Genomic DNA, 12,770 nt, shown 5'->3' with positions numbered 1-12,770 from the left:
TGATGTCGAAGCTTAAGCTAGGCCCCATAGCGGACGAAAAGCCGGTTAAGGTACAGGTCGAGCTACCCGCAGCTCTCCACCAGGACCTTGTTGACTACGCCCACCTATTGGGCCGAGAGCAAGGTCAGTCCGCCCTTGACCCAGCTCGGTTAATCGTCCCGATGTTGCAACGGTTCATCGCGACAGACCGTGGCTTCGCCAAAGCCAGGCGAACGTCGGCGCCGGGGAGCACCGATTAATCGGTGGCTCCCGGCCTAATCCTAGAAAGGTTGTCGAAACACTTCAGTAGTAACGGCAGAGCCGGATTGTCGTTGTCGCGGGACGAAATCATAGCGGCCGTCGGGGCCAGCGCCGAAGGGAGCGGAATCAAGGCAATATCCGGCCGGTAGACCACACTGGTTATGGTCAGACCGAAGCCCTGTTCGACCATCGTCAGCAGGGTTTCTCGGCTGACTTGTTGGATCGAGAGGTGAACCGCTCCGTCTTCGGCGCCCACCATGCGCCGGAGCATTCCAGCGAGTTCACGCCCGGCGCCATCCGAGCGAACGAGGAAGACTTCGTCACAAATGTCGTCCCACGACAGCTGTGGCCGTGCTGCCAACTCGTGAAGTGGGGACAATGCCACGAACAGATTTGGTTCGCAGAGGCGTCGAACTAGGAACTGAGGGCTCTTGCTCGCACTCAGGCTGATTGCTGCGTCCAGTAATCCGCGCTTCACCCCCAAAGTGTTTTCTTCTGAAGTGCCTTCCTCAAGCTTTACCTCGATCGTCGGATGTCTATTTCTGAATGCCGAGAGAATGTTGATGATCGGGCACGCCGGGAACGCTTCAAGCATTCCGAACCTCACGAGCCCGGTCTTGAGTTTCCGCGCGGAGTGGATCTCCGTTGCGGCGTTACGAAGGTAGCGCGCTCCCACCACCGCTTGTTGAAGGAAGCGCTCACCTTCTGGAGTCAGCCCTGCCCCCGCTCGCGTACGCTTGAAGAGAGAAAAGCCAAGTTGGCGCTCAAACAGCTGCACACGTCGGCTGACGGTGGATTGCGATATCGATAGGCGCTCCGCCGCTCGGCGGAAGCTGCCGGCCTCGGCGACCTGAACGGCGTACTTCAGGTATCGGAGATCAAGAGTCAGGTCGAGCATGAGACCCGTCCGATCATACCGGCGGTCTCATCGGCGAACCGCCTGCGCCCGGTGAGCGGCACCCATGCACGTCCACTTTCATCGAGCCCACCCCCGCTAGCGCCTGGGAAACGAGCACGTCCGTTGATCTCAGATGTGGAATCCGAGTTGAGCCCCTCAATGAGCATGACCATGTCCGAATCTGTCATAGATGCATGCGGCGGTCATACATTTTCACACGCTTGAAGTCTATGCGCGAAGCATATATTCTTGCGGTATGGAGCCTGAGGTCGCCAAGTACCATTTAGGTGCACTCGCGTTGGCGGTTGCAGACAGCATCGCCAGTGTCTCGGCCTCGTTTTCACCAAGCGGCCCGGGGACCGCCGTGATGGTGTTACTCAGCATGGAGCCCGGACTGCCGATCAGCGTTTTGGCTACCTCGATCGGGCTTTCTCATGCCGGGACGGTGCGATTGATCGATAGGCTCGAGCGCGAACAGTTGGTGGAACGACGAAGACAAATCACCGACAGGCGGGCGCGCTTCATTCACCTCACCAATTCGGGGAAGAAGATAACGGAAGCCTTGCTCAAGGCACGGGAGCAGGTGATCTCCGAATGTGTTTCGCCCCTGTCGCCCAATGACCTCGACATTCTAGGCATGCTGTCAGAGCGGCTCCTTGTGGCAAACGGCTTCGACAAAGATGGCTCGGTCAGCCTTTGCCATCTGTGCGGCTACAGCAGGATCGCGCCTTCCCGTGGTAAAGCTAAGCCGGGGCGCTCGCCACGCTGGAACGTCGCATCAGAAGGCTGACGATATGATCAGGCAGGCTTGATATAATGGGATCGTTTGCGCTCGAACTTCTTCTATGCGTACTTGCCTTCGGGTTCGGATATGCGGCGAACCAAGGCGGAACCTGTTTAGTGGTGGCCGCTCATGAGTTACACAGAAGACAGCCGCCGAAAATGTTCGTCGGATTTCTCGCAGCGTCGGCAGCGGCAGGCCTGGTTGCGGTCCCGATAGTCTGGACGGGAACACTGGGCGCAACACTCGCACCCTCGACCAGCATCAATTTCCTCCTGCTCATCGGCGCCATCGCCTTCGGCCTCGGCGCACTCATTAATGACACATGCCTGCTCGGATCGCTGGCGCGGCTTGGGGATGGGGAGATGCGACTTCTAGCTCTACCCTTGGGATTAACGATTGGTATCTTGGCTGCCGACCATGGCAGGTTCGGCTACGATTCAACATGGCCAAGCTTAATCTCCAAACCGAGTGCAACAGGCCTCGTTACTCTCCTAGCCTTCCTAGTTGTGCTCGTGCTGGCACTCGTTTTCGTTTCCACGAAGAGCGTTCTGCGAACAAAGCCGGGTTGGTCGTTCGGCGCTTCGATGATTGGACTCGGTATCACTGGCGGACTTCTATATGCACTCTCGCCGGCCTGGACCTTCGCAGACGTGATTCAACGCGCCCTTCCTCTCAGAATGTCGCCGGCCGGCGAGGTCGCGCTCACTGCGGTGATCTCTTCGATCGCAGGCGCCCTTACCGCCTCCTTTCGCCAAGGAAATCTGCGTCTCCAACTGCCGACAGCCAATGGCATTCTGCGATCTGTCGTCGGCGGCACATTGATGGGTATCGGAATAGCGCTCATACCCGGCGGGAATGATGGGTTGATCCTCGCAGCGGTTCCGACTCTTTCACCTGGTGGGATAGTCGCCTACCTTCTGATGACGATGACAATCGTCTTCGGATTTGCAGCGCGTGGTAATTTGTTTCGGCGCCGCCTTTCACGGCCATGATAAGGGCAACAGAGGACGCCGGCAGTCTGCTCCGCGACATCTGGGGTGGTGATGAAAAAGGCCACCTTCGCTATTTATACGGTTGATCGCGCGCACATCCTTCGGGGGCAAGCTCGGTGTCGCTGATCTACCTGCGCGGCCTGGATGACGGCGCTGACGCGCGGTGATTCTCGGGCGCGACCTATGGCGATTCCGAGCGGAGAGGCTCGCCCTATAGCCGCCAGGTATCAACGGTTCCGCGGCCTTGACGGGCCGGACCCGCTTTCTTCGGCGCGCTTGATCAGTCGAAATCCTCCGAAACCCTTTTAAAACAAGACCTTTTCCATAAGCCTCCCGGAGGAAGAAGACCACGGTATGACTTGCTGTCTATGCTCCGCGCACATATAGATGTGGCAATGGATGGACCTCGAGATCGAAACATTTTTGGGGCGTTCGCACTCATGATCAGCGACGACATCGTTCGCGCTAGTTCATCGCGGGCGCCGGAAGCTGGACCCGCCGCCTCAGCGCTGGCGTTGCTCGCGCACAAGCCCGGGCTCTCGATCCGTATGCTTGCGGTCGGGGTGGGCCTTTCACATGCGGGGACCGTTCGCCTAGTGGATCGATTGGCCACCGAGGGATTGATCGAGCGTAGGGAGCATTCGACAGACGGGCGCGCGCGATCTCTCTATCTTACTACAGTTGGCAAGGTCGCGAGCGACGAGGTCCTAGCCTCGCGCGATCAAGTGATTGCCGAAGGGCTATCGATCCTTAATCCAGACGAACTGAAAATCTTATCGGACATCGCTGAACGCGTTCTTCGCAATCGCTTGGAAAACCTGGAGCAGTCATACCGCATCTGCCGGCTGTGCTGCTACGAGGGTTGCACGAACTGCCCCATTGATGCCGAATTGTATGAACGAGGTGTAGACCGTGAGAAGAGCGACGACGCGTAGAAGGCTCGCAATCTCGGCCTGTAGCGACGCGTCGCGCTTTCGACTCCATTCTCCAGGTATTAAGACAGTATCTCCGACTTGCTCATTGAGCTGATCTATCCAAACGCCAGGTCGGACGCGCGAAGTGGCAACTATAGCCCCCAGGATAGCGTACCAGGTATCTTTGGTGCTCTGGCTCCGCCTCCCAAAAGGGTTCTTCCGGATTGATTTCCGACACGACCGGGCCAGGCCAGCGACCTGATGCCTCGATCTCGGCGATGGTCGCCAGGGCGACTTCCTTCTGCATCTCGGTGGTATAGAAAATTGCCGATCGATAGCTCGGACCGACATCGCTGCCCTGTTGCTCGTAGGTTGTGGGGTCGTGGACCTGGAAGAAGAGCTCCAAGAGAGAGCGATAACTGAGAACGGAAGGGTCAAAGGTCACTTCCACTGCTTCCGCATGACCGTGATGTCTCGCATAGGTCGGATCAGGCATTTCTCCGCCTATGTAACCGACACGCGTCGATACGACTCCCTTCGCTCGGCGCAGCAAATCCTCCATGCCCCAGAAGCAGCCGCCTGCGAGAACCGCTCGCTCTGTTGCGACCGCCTCATTACCGGTAGCTGATTGGCTCACAGTCCGTTCGCCTTTCTCTGCAAGCGCCAAGGTCAAGCCAGCCTCGTGGGATCCGCAGCCTGATTGGTGCTCGAGAACTCGGTCTGTACGTCGGAACCCCGGACAAGAGTTAAATCAACCGGACACCGATCAGCGATCGCGAGAATTCGAGCGCGCTGATCATCACTCAGCGGCCCATCGAGGGCGATGGTGCGGGTGAATCGGTCGGGCGGCATCATGTCCGGCACCTTCTCGTGCTGCACGGTCGTGCTCGCCCGTTCGAGCGGAAAGCCCTTGCGGTTTGCATAGAGACGCATCGTCATCACCGTACAGGCTGCGAGGCCGGCGGATACCAGTTCGTAAGGAGATAGGCCGGTTCCGAGACCACCGACCGTCGCTGGCTCATCGGCGAACAGAGTGTGCTCGCCACTGCGGACCTTGAGCTGGAACGTCCCCTCAAGAGTTTCGGTGGCGACGACGCCCTCGGCGACCTCGACCTGCGGAAGATCCGTGGTGAGTGGTGGGAGAAAGCGGCTTGCCCAAGCCGCCACCATAGCCGCGGCGTAGTTGGCGTCTGAAACATCGGTGAGAAGGTGATCCGCGTTGTCGAGAGAGATGAAGCTTTTTGGATGCCTGGAGGCGACGAAGATGCGCGACGCGTGGTCGATCCCGACCACCTGATCCAGCGGAGAATGCATCACGAGCACCGGACGTCGCAGAGAGGCAATGGACTTCTCGACGTCGATCCCCTCAACCGCCTCAAGGAACCCGCGGCGAATGAGGAAGGGCCTACCGGCGATCTCCACCGAAGCCTCGCCCTCGCTCGCGATGGTGTCCAGATCATTCGGTCCGAAGAGGCGCAAGATATGCTGAAGGTCGGCCGGCGCACCAATCGTCGCGACCGCCGCAATATCAGGCAAGTCGGCGGCGGCTACGATCGCAGCGGTGCCACCCAGGCTGTGCCCGACGAGGAGGGACGGTGACATGCCCGCCGCCGCCATAGCCTTTGCGGCTGCCCGTAGGTCCTCGACGTCCGACGCAAAGTTCACAGGTTCTCCCGTCCCACCACCGATCCCGGTCCCGGCGAAATCGAACCTCAAGACCCCGATGCCCGCACGCGACAGCGCGCGCGAGATGTAAACGGCGGCGCGACTATCTTTCCCGCAGGTGAAGCAGTGGGCGAAGATCGCCCAGCCCCGCGGCGTCCCTTCCGGCGGTTCGAGGTGCCCGGAAAGCTGAGAGCCAGCCCCAATAGCAAACGTGAATGTTTTTTCTGCCATGTCCATCGAACCTCCAGCAATTGGCTTGGCCGTTCCGCTCCCAGAACCTTCGACGGAACTGAGCGGAGCGCGCCGCCAAACGAATAATCGTCATCTCAGGGTATCATTTATATGCCTCGCGCATATAGACAAGCCCCTAGATCGTGATTATATGCGCCAAGCATACTTCTGCGGCCTGCTCTCCGAAGGCGGTCTCACGGAAGAGGCATCAGTCAGGCGCATGGGCCAAAGGACTATGGAACTCAATCAAGTCAGCTATTTCATCAACTTGGCCGAGACGCTGAATTTCACAGCGGCCGCTCGCTTGAGCGGTGTGTCACAGCCAAGTCTGACCCGCGCGATCCGCCGCTTGGAAGATGAGCTTGGCGGGCCGCTGATCTATCGCGACGGGAAGAATAGCCGCCTGACTGGCCTTGGCCATGACGTCGAGGCAGAATTCCGGCGCATGGTGGTCGCGATGAAGAGCGTTCGCAATCACTCGGAGCACTGGGCGATGGGGGGGCACCGCGTGCTGGATGTTGCCGTCGCGCCCACCGTCGGACCAAAGGAATTTACGGCATTCTTCGAGAGCGCATTGGCGGAGATGCCATCCATCGAAATCAAGCTGCACTCGCTCCAGTCGAACGAGGACACATCGGAGGTGCTTTCAGGAAAATACCACGCGTGCATCATGCCGCGTGAAACAAGACCGGAACGCAAGCTGGATGTGCATCCTCTATTTCGGGAGCGCTTCGTGCTCGGCTGCTCTGCAAACCATCCCTTAGCAGCCAGTGAGATCGTTAGCGGCGAGGACCTACTCGAATTTCCTTTCGTTGATCGCCTGAAATGCGAGTTTCGCGATCAGATCCTCGATCACTTCGCGCCGCGGGACTTGCTCATGCAACCCCGCTTTCGATCAGATCGCGAGGACTGGGTGCAACGGGTCGTCGCTGACGGCCACGCCATATGCATTCTTCCGGAACGATCGGCCACCGTGCAAGGCCTCGTTACTCGGCCGATCGACGGATTTGACTTGGAGCGCGAAGTCGTGATCGCGACGGTATCCGGCTCCACGGCAACGGTCGAGATACGGAAGATCGCGCAACTGGCAGCCCGGTACGAGTGGAACTGAATTACGACTTGAAGAGCTTCGGCGCTATGGAAACTATACGCGCAGCGTATTGGATAAATCTGAGGCGTACTGCGATAGTCGACGCGATGACTGCCAAGATAAATGACAGTGTGTCTAGCTCTCTAGATTAATTATTGGAGACTATCATGAAGTTTGAAAAGTCACAGACAGCAGTTGACCGCCTGACCCCCGAGCAACGCCGGATTACCCAGGAGTCGGGGACCGAAAGGCCCTTCACGGGCGAGCACAACGACAACAAGGAGCCTGGCATCTACGTCGACATAGTGTCGGGCGAGCCGCTGTTCGCTTCAACGGACAAGTTCGATTCGGGTACTGGCTGGCCCAGCTTCACCAAGCCGATCGTTCCGGCAAACGTGAACGAGGTGCGGGACAGCGCACACGGCATGGTCCGGACGGAGGTCAGGTCGGTACATGCCGACAGCCATCTCGGCCACGTGTTCCCAGATGGTCCTTCCGACCGCGGCGGTCTGCGCTACTGCATCAACTCAGCGTCCCTTCGCTTCATCCCGCGCGACGAAATGGAGGCCGAGGGATACGGTGAATATCTCGATCAGGTAGAGGAGGCTTAACATGCATCAGCGCGCTATTCTCGCAGGCGGATGTTTCTGGGGCATGCAGGATCTGATCCGCAAGCGGCCCGGCATCGTCTCGACTCGTGTAGGTTACACTGGCGGCGATGTTCCGAACGCCACTTATCGCAATCACGGCACGCATGCCGAGGCGATCGAGATCGTTTTCGACCCGGCGGTGACGAGCTACCGGAACATCCTGGAATATTTCTTCCAGATCCACGATCCGACGACCAAGAACCGCCAGGGCGGTGATATTGGGCTCTCCTACCGGTCGGGCATCTATTACGTCGACGAGGAGCAGAAGCGCGTCGCCGAGGACACGATCGCCGACGTGGATGCCTCCGGGCTGTGGAAAGGCATAGTGGTCACTGAAGTCGTCCCGGTCGGAGATTTCTGGGAGGCCGAGCCCGACCACCAAGATTATCTGGAGAAACGGCCGGGTGGCTACACATGCCACTTCCCCCGTCCCGACTGGGTTCTTCCGAAGCGGCGTGAGGCCGGCGATATGAGCCCTGCGGCCGGGGCTGCAGCGGAATAAGCTTCGCTGCCGTCCGTGTCGCGTCGATCCGGTTCGCAACCTTCGACGACCGCGTCAATCGACGCGGTCGTCGAACCTGGCCTTGAAGCAGATCATTTCATTCAGCCGCCGTCGCAGTGCCAGGATCCAGATATGACAGACCTCTCCTCCTTTCCCATCACGCAGCGCTGGCCAGCATCTTATCCGGATCGCCTGCAACTATACGCGGCCCCCACGCCCAACGGCGTCAAGGTCTCGATGATGCTGGAGGAGACTGGCCTGCCGTACGAGCCCCACTTCGTCGACATCTCGAACAACGAATCGAAAGATCCAGCGTTCGTGTCGTTGAATCCCAACGGCCGCATACCCGCGATCATCGATCCGGCTGGCCCTGACGGCCAGCCCATTGGCATATGGGAAACCGGTGCGATCCTCGTCTATCTGGCCGAAAAGACTGGCCAGTTCATCTCAACCACACCCACCCAACGATACGAGACTCTGGCCTGGGTGTTCTTTCAAGTGTCCGGCATCGGGCCGACCTTCGGCCAGCTTGGCTTTTTCCTGCGATCTGCTGGCAAGGATTATGAGGACAAGCGGCCTCGGCAGCGCTTTATCGATGAATCCAAGCGTCTTCTCGGGGTCCTAGATCGCCGCCTGGAAGACCGCGAATGGATTGTCGATGATTACTCGATCGCGGACATCGCGACGTTTGGCTGGGTGAATGCGCTGGTTGAATTTTACGCTGCTGGCGACATCCTCGGCCTTAGCAGCTATCCTAACGTCCAGGCATGGGTCGGGCGCGGGCTGGCGCGGCCCGCGGTACAGCGTGGCCTGCGAATTCCTGCGAGGCCTGCATGACCATCATCGCCGCTTATTATTACAACGAAGGCAAGCGAGTCCGGGAAATCGCGCTCGACGAGCGCATTGAACTGGGCGAGAGTCGTTCGGGCTTCTGCTGGATCGCTCTTCTGGATCCCACCGCCGACGAACTTCACGCGCTTCAGGCGACGTATCACCTCCATCCGTTGGCAATCGATAACGCGATGCACCCGCTGTGCCCGCCCAGGCTCGACGTCTACAACGGCGAGCTATACATCGTCGCGCAGACTGCCGAACTGGTCGGCGACCGGATCAGCTACGGCAAGATGGCGATCTTCACCGGTCACAATCATCTCATCAGCGTGCGGCACGGCAACGCCGGAGCGCTAGGCAAACTTCGGGAGCAACTCGAGGCTTCGCCGGCGCTCTTCGGAAAGGGTGTCGACTACGTGCTGCACGCGATCTTGCACCGTATCGTCGACCAGTATCTGCCCATCTTCGAAATGATCGAGGATGACGTCCTCGCGATGGAGAAACGGTCGTTAGACGATTTTCTCGGACGGGCAGAAGTCGCCCGCATCTTCGGGCTGAGGGCCGAACTCACGCGCTTCCAACGCACGCTCGGCGCTATGGCCGAACTGGTCAGAAAACTCGTCCGCGGGCATTTCCCCTGCATCAGCGCCGAAGTGAGGCCGTACTTTAACGATGTCGCGGATCACGTCGATCGGGTGCAGTCAATGGTCGACGGCCTCCTTCAGGTCCTGTCTACAGTCTTTGAGGCCAGCAGCCTTTTGGAAGCACAAAGGATCGGGGTGATCACCCGTCAGCTTGCCGCTTGGGCGGCAATACTCGCAGTCCCGACGGCGATCGCTGGAATATACGGCATGAACTTCAAGCATATGCCGGAACTGGACACGGCCTACGGATACTTCGTCGTACTCGGGGTGATGGCGATATCCTGCCTTTTCCTGTTTGTGCGCTTCAAGATGGCCAAGTGGCTGTGAATACCGCGTCTCGCAAAACTCGCCGTCATCCGACCGGTCACAGCGCGCCCGACGCCGGGGCGGGCTCAATACGACACCAAGCATAGGTGCAGCCGTGACATCCCAAGTGACCGACGTTCTAGAAACAGTGCAGTCCTTCGTCGCCAAGGGCTACAACCGCGAGTACCGCGTCAAAGACGGCAATCTCGTCGATCTCGATCTCGGATCAACACTGGACCCTTGCGCCCTTCGCATCGACGCGGCGTTACGTCTCGAAAGCGGGAGTGACGCAGAAGACGCCTCCAACATCTACGCGATCACCGATCCAGCGACAGGGCACAAGGGCCTGTTGATCGACGCGTTCGACGTATTCGACGAAATGTGTCACCGCGACCTCTCTGAGCGCCTCGTAGCGCATCGGGAAACAGTCCCGGCAGGTGACCAGGATGTGCCGAGCAAGCACGGACTGCGCAAAGTCTACAAGAGCGAGTTTGACCGCGATCCCGAGCGTTACGTTGTGCGGCAGGGCTTTCCAGACTTCCCAGCATGCCCCTTCGGCGGAGCCTTCAGCATTCTCGGCTTCGATACCGCCGAGCGGTCATATGTCTGGCTCGTCACAAGCATCATCCGAGATTCACGGCTGATTAGAATTCCTTATCAGGGAGAGGACGTCATCAGCGATGAATAGCAGGATCAGCGAGCCCCTGTGGTCCCCTCCCGAAGAGGTCGCGGACCAGTCTACCGGATATTTGTATTATCGAAACATAACGAGGTGATTTATGGATTGGAATAAAGACCATATTCGGGAAACTATGCTTTCGATGGAAACTGCAGCCTTGCATAGCGCTCGCGACAATTATCTGGATTATGTCTCCACCGCTCGGCTCGATCGGAGCGAACCGATCGAAAACGACGAACTAGCTCAGGCCGAGGTCGCAAGCGACTTCGCCGAAGCGCTCGATGACACGCTCCATGACTATGCTGATAAACTCGAAAAACTCAGGACGATCGATTTCGGTCCCAAGTTGGCCGTCAACGAAGGCGCAGTCGTCAAGCTGTCTGGCCGCCACTTTGTGATCGCGGTGTCAACGAGCAAGTTCACCTGTCAGGGGCGTGAGCTCATGGGCATTTCCACGATGGCGCCGATCTTCGAAGCAATCGAGGGTGCCCGAGCCGGGGAGACCGTGCAGTTCAACGGACGGGATCTCACAGTAGAAGACGTAGAATAAGGCACCCCACCGCCGCCCACACTAATGCCGAACGTCCTGGGTCTTTCCTTGCATGCATATCATCGTATCGAGAGATCCCGTGATCATCGGCGTGCTCGGACAACGGGCGCCGGCCTTGGCCTGGTTTGGGGGACTCGGCTGCCTGCGTGTGACGGCCAGCACCGCCAGGATGATGAGCAACGCCGCCGCATAAAGGAACAAGCCGCCTGGACCTACGATAGCCATCGCCGCTCCCCCGATGAGGGGGCCCGCGGCTGTCCCGATCCCGTTGAGTAGCAGAAGCCCGCGCGCGGTGCCCAGTAGCCGACTGGCCGGAAGATCGTCGTTCGCGACCGCGAGGCACAACGAATAGATCGGTATGCCAAAGCCACCAAAAAGAGCACCCGCCGCGAGGAGCAGGGGCAGAGGTGCTTCCGCGGCCATCGCTACGCCGACGGCAGCCGCCGCGGACGCCAGTGCCGCACCGGCGATGACAAGATTTCGGGACACTCGATCCGAAAGCCAGCCGAGTGGCCACTGCAACGCCAGCGTTCCACCAAGAACCGCAGCCATGAAGGCGGATATGCCGCCCACATCGAGTCCGATCCTCTGGCCAAAGTTTGGGCCCATGCCCCAGAAACCGCCGATAGCCAGGCCGGCCAGGAACGCGCCAGCAGCAGCGAGGGGCGATGCGAGGACGAGGTCCCTGAATACGACCCGCTCCTGTTCGACCTGGGCCGGCGGATGACTGGGCAGCAAGGTGATCGGAACCACAGCCGCCGATATCAAGAGCGACACGATGAGGAACAGTGTCACGTCGGCGGGCGGTGCGATGTTGAGTAGCGCCTGCCCGATTGCCCATGAGCCCATCGAGACGACTCCGAATATCGACAGGAGTTGCCCGCGCGTGGATTGCACTGCGTGCGCGTTGAGCCAGCTCTCCGTTGCGAGGATCATGCCTGCATAGGCGAAGCCGGTAATCAGGCGAAGCGGCATCCAGGCGATCGGCTCCACGAACGCCACATGGAAAAGTGCGGTCATCGAAGCGATGGCCGCAAAGCCGGCGAAGGTTCTAACATGCCCTACGGAGACGATGATCCGCGGCAACACGAGCGCACCGATCGTGAAACCCGCGAAGTAGAAGGACATCATCGCGCTGATCGCGCCGGTCGAGAACCCCTCCTGGCCGGCTCTCACGATCAGGAGCGTGCCTAGCAGGCCGTTGCCCAGCAGCAAAGCGGCGACGCTCAGCAGCAGCGCCGCCACTGGCGCGAGAACTAGGCCGCGCTTACCTGCAGACCTCATGGTATCCATCGCCGGGCTCATTTTCGAGCCTGACTTGAGGGTTGATACTCTGCCGCACTGATGAACTGGTCGAATGCTTCGCACCAGACGACGACCGCGCTGTAGTCGCGAACATCGACGCCGACAGGCACCTCGACGATGAAGCCGTTGAACGTCTTCACGTCGCCCACGCGGAGCGATTCGCCCTTGATCTGGAGAAAGGCTTCCTTGGTGTCGACGAAACGTGGGGCAAGGTAGAGCTTGTAGTCGGGACCAGGGGCGAGCCGCCCAATGTGTGCGATCCGATTGCGCGAGACCCGGATTTCGCCTTCCCCCCAATGAAGCAGGTCGCTGCCTTTGAGATCGCGAGCCAGGCGCCCTGCGTAAAGCGTTTCAGTCGCGATCATCTGAAAGGCTGCCGTGTCCGGCGCGCGGGGCGCTGTGAGGATCGGCAGCGTATAGATGCCGCCAGCAAAGCCCATTGCGAGCACGACGAGATGGCTGGCAATCAGGATGAGCCAACGCCGCATT

Annotated in this window: 16 protein-coding genes; 11 read left to right on the top strand and 5 right to left on the bottom strand. The window is 59.5% G+C overall.

The window, feature by feature from the left end:
- Window positions 1–2 precede the first annotated feature (2 nt).
- Window positions 3–239, top strand: coding sequence for a DUF2274 domain-containing protein (locus V5F66_RS07935; RefSeq protein WP_299176815.1), 237 nt, complete (start codon window positions 3–5; stop codon window positions 237–239).
- Here the strand turns inward: V5F66_RS07935 and V5F66_RS07930 are convergent.
- Window positions 236–1,138 (bottom strand): LysR family transcriptional regulator, encoded by a 903-nt coding sequence (locus tag V5F66_RS07930; protein WP_394093610.1) that lies wholly within the window; start codon window positions 1,136–1,138, stop codon window positions 236–238. The genes V5F66_RS07935 and V5F66_RS07930 overlap by 4 nt on opposite strands.
- A gap of 367 nt (window positions 1,139–1,505) precedes the next feature.
- Here V5F66_RS07930 and V5F66_RS07925 point away from each other — a divergent pair, with 367 nt between their 5' ends.
- From V5F66_RS07925 to V5F66_RS07915, 3 genes are all read left to right on the top strand, one after another.
- Entirely contained in the window at window positions 1,506–1,928 is a 423-nt protein-coding gene (locus tag V5F66_RS07925; RefSeq protein WP_394093750.1) for a MarR family winged helix-turn-helix transcriptional regulator, read from the top strand.
- A 26-nt stretch (window positions 1,929–1,954) separates the two neighbouring features.
- Window positions 1,955–2,914 carry a YeeE/YedE thiosulfate transporter family protein gene (locus tag V5F66_RS07920; RefSeq protein ID WP_299177143.1) on the top strand — a complete coding sequence of 320 codons (960 nt, stop codon included), beginning with the start codon at window positions 1,955–1,957 and terminating at the stop codon, window positions 2,912–2,914.
- A 440-nt stretch (window positions 2,915–3,354) separates the two neighbouring features.
- Complete coding sequence (locus V5F66_RS07915) at window positions 3,355–3,849, top strand: MarR family winged helix-turn-helix transcriptional regulator (protein ID WP_219628103.1); 495 nt, start codon at window positions 3,355–3,357, stop codon at window positions 3,847–3,849.
- Between the two features lie 82 nt (window positions 3,850–3,931).
- Here the strand turns inward: V5F66_RS07915 and msrA (V5F66_RS07910) are convergent, their stop codons facing one another.
- Window positions 3,932–4,465, bottom strand: a complete 534-nt coding sequence (msrA, locus tag V5F66_RS07910; RefSeq protein WP_116089487.1) for a peptide-methionine (S)-S-oxide reductase MsrA — start codon at window positions 4,463–4,465, stop codon at window positions 3,932–3,934.
- A gap of 32 nt (window positions 4,466–4,497) precedes the next feature.
- Entirely contained in the window at window positions 4,498–5,730 is a 1,233-nt protein-coding gene (locus V5F66_RS07905; protein ID WP_116089482.1) for a bifunctional alpha/beta hydrolase/OsmC family protein, read from the bottom strand.
- 229 nt (window positions 5,731–5,959) lie between these two features.
- Here V5F66_RS07905 and V5F66_RS07900 point away from each other — a divergent pair, with 229 nt between their 5' ends.
- The 7 genes from V5F66_RS07900 (at window position 5,960) to V5F66_RS07870 (ending at window position 10,976) form a co-directional block, all read left to right on the top strand.
- Window positions 5,960–6,835 carry a LysR family transcriptional regulator gene (locus V5F66_RS07900; RefSeq protein ID WP_289388824.1) on the top strand — a complete coding sequence of 292 codons (876 nt, stop codon included), beginning with the start codon at window positions 5,960–5,962 and terminating at the stop codon, window positions 6,833–6,835.
- Window positions 6,836–6,981: 146 nt separating this feature from the next.
- The gene (gene msrB / locus V5F66_RS07895; RefSeq protein WP_116089488.1) at window positions 6,982–7,425 is read left to right on the top strand and encodes a peptide-methionine (R)-S-oxide reductase MsrB; all 444 of its coding nucleotides are present in this window, start codon (window positions 6,982–6,984) and stop codon (window positions 7,423–7,425) included.
- Between the two features lies 1 nt (window position 7,426).
- Complete coding sequence (gene msrA / locus V5F66_RS07890; RefSeq protein WP_164146002.1) at window positions 7,427–7,966, top strand: peptide-methionine (S)-S-oxide reductase MsrA; 540 nt, start codon at window positions 7,427–7,429, stop codon at window positions 7,964–7,966.
- Between the two features lie 132 nt (window positions 7,967–8,098).
- Complete coding sequence (locus V5F66_RS07885) at window positions 8,099–8,803, top strand: glutathione S-transferase N-terminal domain-containing protein (protein WP_164146003.1); 705 nt, start codon at window positions 8,099–8,101, stop codon at window positions 8,801–8,803.
- Window positions 8,800–9,768 (top strand): magnesium and cobalt transport protein CorA, encoded by a 969-nt coding sequence (locus V5F66_RS07880; RefSeq protein ID WP_394093609.1) that lies wholly within the window; start codon window positions 8,800–8,802, stop codon window positions 9,766–9,768. Before V5F66_RS07885 ends, V5F66_RS07880 begins: the two co-directional genes overlap by 4 nt.
- 106 nt (window positions 9,769–9,874) lie before the next feature.
- Entirely contained in the window at window positions 9,875–10,435 is a 561-nt protein-coding gene (locus V5F66_RS07875) for a hypothetical protein (RefSeq protein ID WP_244543487.1), read from the top strand.
- A 91-nt stretch (window positions 10,436–10,526) separates the two neighbouring features.
- Window positions 10,527–10,976: a hypothetical protein gene (locus V5F66_RS07870; RefSeq protein ID WP_092161041.1), complete on the top strand. Its 450-nt coding sequence runs from the start codon at window positions 10,527–10,529 to the stop codon at window positions 10,974–10,976.
- 21 nt (window positions 10,977–10,997) lie between these two features.
- Here V5F66_RS07870 and V5F66_RS07865 read toward each other — a convergent pair whose 3' ends face one another.
- Both V5F66_RS07865 and V5F66_RS07860 read right to left on the bottom strand, forming a co-directional pair.
- Window positions 10,998–12,269, bottom strand: coding sequence for an MFS transporter (locus tag V5F66_RS07865; RefSeq protein WP_092161043.1), 1,272 nt, complete (start codon window positions 12,267–12,269; stop codon window positions 10,998–11,000).
- An 8-nt stretch (window positions 12,270–12,277) separates the two neighbouring features.
- Complete coding sequence (locus V5F66_RS07860) at window positions 12,278–12,769, bottom strand: DM13 domain-containing protein (protein WP_092161046.1); 492 nt, start codon at window positions 12,767–12,769, stop codon at window positions 12,278–12,280.
- Window position 12,770: the final 1 nt, after the last annotated feature.

Source organism: Xanthobacter versatilis (assembly GCF_043193975.1).
Classification (GTDB): domain Bacteria; phylum Pseudomonadota; class Alphaproteobacteria; order Rhizobiales; family Xanthobacteraceae; genus Xanthobacter; species Xanthobacter autotrophicus_E.
The sequence above is the reverse complement of the archived record's forward strand: the minus strand, read 5'-3'. Positions and strand labels throughout refer to the sequence as shown.

Excerpts from the sequence above, each read along its gene's own strand:
- V5F66_RS07935 (WP_299176815.1), top strand. The coding sequence starts at position 3 with ATGTCGAAGCTTAAGCTAGGCCCCATAGCGGACGAAAAGCCGGTTAAG.
- V5F66_RS07930 (WP_394093610.1), bottom strand. The coding sequence starts at position 1,138 with ATGCTCGACCTGACTCTTGATCTCCGATACCTGAAGTACGCCGTTCAG.
- V5F66_RS07925 (WP_394093750.1), top strand. The coding sequence starts at position 1,506 with ATGGTGTTACTCAGCATGGAGCCCGGACTGCCGATCAGCGTTTTGGCT.
- V5F66_RS07920 (WP_299177143.1), top strand. The coding sequence starts at position 1,955 with ATGGGATCGTTTGCGCTCGAACTTCTTCTATGCGTACTTGCCTTCGGG.
- V5F66_RS07915 (WP_219628103.1), top strand. The coding sequence starts at position 3,355 with ATGATCAGCGACGACATCGTTCGCGCTAGTTCATCGCGGGCGCCGGAA.
- V5F66_RS07905 (WP_116089482.1), bottom strand. The coding sequence starts at position 5,730 with ATGGACATGGCAGAAAAAACATTCACGTTTGCTATTGGGGCTGGCTCT.
- V5F66_RS07900 (WP_289388824.1), top strand. The coding sequence starts at position 5,960 with ATGGAACTCAATCAAGTCAGCTATTTCATCAACTTGGCCGAGACGCTG.
- msrB (WP_116089488.1), top strand. The coding sequence starts at position 6,982 with ATGAAGTTTGAAAAGTCACAGACAGCAGTTGACCGCCTGACCCCCGAG.
- msrA (WP_164146002.1), top strand. The coding sequence starts at position 7,427 with ATGCATCAGCGCGCTATTCTCGCAGGCGGATGTTTCTGGGGCATGCAG.
- V5F66_RS07885 (WP_164146003.1), top strand. The coding sequence starts at position 8,099 with ATGACAGACCTCTCCTCCTTTCCCATCACGCAGCGCTGGCCAGCATCT.
- V5F66_RS07880 (WP_394093609.1), top strand. The coding sequence starts at position 8,800 with ATGACCATCATCGCCGCTTATTATTACAACGAAGGCAAGCGAGTCCGG.
- V5F66_RS07870 (WP_092161041.1), top strand. The coding sequence starts at position 10,527 with ATGGATTGGAATAAAGACCATATTCGGGAAACTATGCTTTCGATGGAA.
- V5F66_RS07865 (WP_092161043.1), bottom strand. The coding sequence starts at position 12,269 with ATGGATACCATGAGGTCTGCAGGTAAGCGCGGCCTAGTTCTCGCGCCA.
- V5F66_RS07860 (WP_092161046.1), bottom strand. The coding sequence starts at position 12,769 with ATGCGGCGTTGGCTCATCCTGATTGCCAGCCATCTCGTCGTGCTCGCA.